The sequence below is a fragment of the Streptomyces sp. YIM 98790 genome (genome assembly GCF_011421595.1).
GTDB lineage: Bacteria > Actinomycetota > Actinomycetes > Streptomycetales > Streptomycetaceae > Streptomyces.
In genome coordinates, this window is sequence record NZ_WTLH01000322.1 from 1 (window position 1) to 3,701 (window position 3,701).

Sequence of the window (3,701 nt, forward strand, 5' to 3'; positions counted from 1 at the left end):
CCGGCCGGGCGGCACCGGCCGGGCGGCGGGCGGCCCGGGAAGCCGCTAGCTTTTCCGCGTCGGCATGTCGAATCCGGCAGCCCGGCACCGACGTCCCGGACGAAGGCGGCGGGGCACACACCGGGCGCCCCCCGCACCGCGTGAACCGAGACGAGGAGAGAACCATGAAGTACATGCTGCTGATGCTGGGTTCCGAGGCGGACTGGGACGCCATGGCGGGCGGCACCGACGACCAGGGCCGCGCCTGGTCCCCGGAGGACGTCAAGGCGCTGGTGGAGCACATGCAGCGGCTCAACGACGAGCTGGAGTCACGCGGCGAGCTGGTCGACGCCCAGGGCCTGGCCGCGCCGTCCCGGACCCGCACCGTGCGGGTGGTGGACGGGGTCCGGCAGGTCTCCGACGGCCCCTACGGTGAGTCCAAGGAGGTGCTGGCCGGCTACTGGGTGGTCGATGTGGAGAGCGAGGAGCGCGCCCTGGAGATCGCCGCCCGCGCCTCGGCCGCCCCCGGACCGGGCGGCTCGGTGGACGAGGGCATCGTCGAGGTGCGGCCGATCATGGAGACGGCCGGCGGCCAGGAGATGTGACAGCACGGCGGCAGGCACCGGCGCCGCGCCCGGCCGGCCGGCCCGAGCGGAAGAGGGAGCGGCATGACGGACACCGGGGCCGGACCGGCCCGGATCGAGGACCTGCTGCGCGGGAACGCGCCGCAGGTCCTCGGCGCGCTGGTGCGGCGCTACGGCCACTTCGACACGGCCGAGGACGCGGTGCAGGAGGCGCTGCTGGCGGCCGCGGTGCAGTGGCCCCGGGACGGCACCCCGGACAACCCGCTGGGCTGGCTGATCCGGGTGGCCTCGCGCAAACTGACCGATCTGCTGCGCATCGAGGAGGCGCGCCGCCGCCGCGAGGACACCGAGCTCGCGCTGCTTCCGCGCTACCGGTTCCTGGCCCCGGCCCCGGACGACACCGATCTGCCGCCGTCCGCCGACGACACCCTGGTACTGCTGTTCCTGTGCTGCCACCCGGAGCTGACCCCGTCCTCCCGGATCGCCCTGACGCTGCGCGCCGTGGGCGGTCTGACCACCGCCGAGATCGCGCACGCCTTCCTGGTGCCGGAGGCCACCATGGGGCAGCGCATCAGCCGGGCCAAACAGCGCATCAAGCGCAGCGGCGCCGCCTTCGCCATGCCCGGACCCGAGGAGCGCGACCGGCGGCTGCCGGACGTGCTGCACATCCTCTACCTGATCTTCAACGAGGGCTACGCCGCCACCTCCGGGCCGGATCTGCAGCGCACCGACCTGGTCGCCGAGGCGATCCGGCTCACCCGCATCCTGCACCGGCTGCTGCCCGGCGACCGCGAGGTGGCCGGCCTGCTGGCGCTGATGCTGCTCACCGACGCCCGCCGCCCCGCCCGCACCCTGCCGGACGGCTCCCTGGTGCCGCTGGCCGAACAGGACCGCGGGCTGTGGAACCGGGCCGCGATCGAGGAGGGCGTGGCACTGATCACCGCCACCCTGCGGCACCGGCGGCCGGGTCCGTACCAGGTGCAGGCGGCCATCGCGGCCGTGCACGACGAGGCGGAACGGGCCGAGGACACCGACTGGCGGCAGATCCTGGCGCTCTACGAACTGCTGGAGCAGCTCTCGCCCAGCCCGGTGGTCACCCTCAACCGGGCGGTGGCGCTGGCCATGGTGGCCGGGCCCCGGGCGGGGCTGGAACTGCTGGAGCGGGTCGCCGGGGACGAGCGGCTGACCGGGCAGCACCGGCTGGACGCGGTACGGGCGCATCTGCTGGAGCGGGCCGGGGAGCTGCCGTCCGCCCGGGAGGCGTACCGGCGGGCCGCGGCGGCCACGCACAGCCTGCCGGAGCGGCGCTACCTGCACGAGCGGGCGGCCCGCCTCGCCCCCGGGGACGGGCCGCGCGCGCCGGGCGGTTAGCCGATGGAGACGCCCTCGATGACCACGTCCTCCAGCGGCCGGTCGGTCGGGTCGGTGTCCACGGTGGAGATGGCGTCCACCACGGCCTGGCTCTCCTCGTCGGTCACCTCGCCGAAGATGGTGTGCCGCTCGTTCAGGTGCGGGGTGGGCTCCACGGTGATGAAGAACTGGGAGCCGTTGGTGTTCGGCCCGGCGTTCGCCATGGCCAGCAGGTACGGCCGGTCGAAGGTCAGCTCGGGGTCGAACTCGTCCTCGAACTGGTAGCCCGGGCCGCCCGCGCCGGTGCCCTGCGGGTCACCGCCCTGGATCATGAACCCGGCGATCACCCGGTGGAAGATGGTGCCGTCGTAGAGGGGCTCGCCGCCCTCCTGGCCCTCCCACTCCTTGTCGCCGGTGGCCAGGCCGACGAAGTTCTCCACCGTCTTGGGGGCCTGCTCCGGGAACAGTTCCACCGCGATGTCACCCATGCTGGTGTGGATGGTGGCCCTGGTGGCGGTCCCGCCGGACGATTCGCCGTCCGAGCAGGCCGTCATCAGGCCCAGGGCGAGCAGCATGGTCACCAGCGGTGAGAGGAGACGTCGTCGCGCGGGTATCACGGCAAGGCCTTCCTGCGTAGGGAGGGGCGTAGGGACAGCACGCCATCAACAGCAGCCACATCATGCCCCACGAATCCCGCGGGCAGCAGGGGTGCGGCAGCCGGCGGGCAGGACGGCGGCACGCGGCAACACGGCGGCAGCACGGCGGCGGGGCGGCGGCGGGGGCGACGGGGCGTCCCGCCGGATACCCGCCGAACGCCCGGCGGATGCCCCCCGGAGAGCGCCGGACTACCCTGCGGACATGCTGACCTTGCGCCCCACCGGCCCCGACGACCTTCCGCTGCTGGCCGCCCTGGAGATGGGCCCGGACACCGCCGTCTGGCTCAGCGAGACCGGTGTGGACTGGCACCGCCGCGCCCTGGACGACCCCGACCAGGAACACCTGACCGCGGAGGAGGAGGGCCGGCCGGCCGGATTCTGCGTACTGGCCGGGCTGCGGGACGGCAAGGGCGCGATCGAGATCCGCCGGCTGGTGCTCCGCCCGGCACTGCGCGGCGAGGGCCGCGGCCGGGCACTGCTGCGCACCGTGGTGGCGCGGGCCTACGGGGAGCATGCCGCCCAGCGGGTCTGGCTCGATGTCAAGCCGCACAACCTGCGCGCCCGCACGCTGTACGAGTCGGAGGACTTCGAGCACACCGACACCGTCGCCGAGGCCGTGGTCGAGGCCGACGGCTCTCTCTGCGACCTGCTGATCATGACCCACCGCCGCCCGGACTGAGCTCACTCCGGGCGGCCGTGGACGACGAGGTTCTCGGCGTACCGCCCGGCGGCCGGGTCCCAGCGGCCGGCGCAGGTCACCAGGGCCAGCCGGGGCGGGCCGGAGCCGCTGAACAGGGCGGCGGGCAGCCGGTCCGCCGGGTGGTGGCGGCGCTCGGTGATCACGTAGCCGTAGCGGTGGCCGTCGGCGCCGGTCAGATGCACCCGGGCGCCCGGCTCCAGTCCGGCCAGCGCGGCGAAGACGCCCGGCGAGCCGTCCGGGCCGTCCAGATGCCCGGCGATCAGCACGGTGCCGGCCGGGTCGCCGGGCCGGGCCCCCAGCGCCCACCAGCCCAGTTCGTCCGGCGCGGCGGGGAGCCGGAGCGCCCCGGTGGCCGCGTCGGCGGCGACCGGCACCACCGGGGCCCGCAGGCCGCCCGGCCCGCCGAACCGCAGCGGTGGCGAGCCGGTGCCG

At 75.0% G+C, this 3,701-nt stretch carries 5 protein-coding genes; 3 read left to right on the top strand and 2 right to left on the bottom strand.

Annotated features, from left to right (window positions below; translation table 11 throughout):
• The first annotated feature begins 164 nt into the window (after nt 1-164).
• Together GQS09_RS27470 and GQS09_RS27475 are read left to right on the top strand one after the other, a co-directional pair.
• Entirely contained in the window at nt 165-584 is a 420-nt protein-coding gene (locus GQS09_RS27470) for a YciI family protein (protein ID WP_165990229.1), read from the top strand.
• A gap of 63 nt (nt 585-647) precedes the next feature.
• Nucleotides 648-1,934, top strand: a complete 1,287-nt coding sequence (locus tag GQS09_RS27475) for an RNA polymerase sigma factor (protein WP_165990230.1) — start codon at nt 648-650, stop codon at nt 1,932-1,934.
• Here the strand turns inward: GQS09_RS27475 and GQS09_RS27480 are convergent.
• Complete coding sequence (locus GQS09_RS27480; RefSeq protein ID WP_165990233.1) at nt 1,931-2,467, bottom strand: peptidylprolyl isomerase; 537 nt, start codon at nt 2,465-2,467, stop codon at nt 1,931-1,933. The genes GQS09_RS27475 and GQS09_RS27480 overlap by 4 nt on opposite strands.
• Before the next feature lie 304 nt (nt 2,468-2,771).
• Here GQS09_RS27480 and GQS09_RS27485 point away from each other — a divergent pair, with 304 nt between their 5' ends.
• Nucleotides 2,772-3,248 carry a GNAT family N-acetyltransferase gene (locus GQS09_RS27485; protein ID WP_165990231.1) on the top strand — a complete coding sequence of 159 codons (477 nt, stop codon included), beginning with the start codon at nt 2,772-2,774 and terminating at the stop codon, nt 3,246-3,248.
• A gap of 2 nt (nt 3,249-3,250) precedes the next feature.
• Here GQS09_RS27485 and GQS09_RS27490 read toward each other — a convergent pair.
• Nucleotides 3,251-3,701, bottom strand: a 451-nt coding sequence (locus GQS09_RS27490) for a class F sortase (RefSeq protein ID WP_165990232.1), incomplete at its 5' end; no start/stop codon positions are given.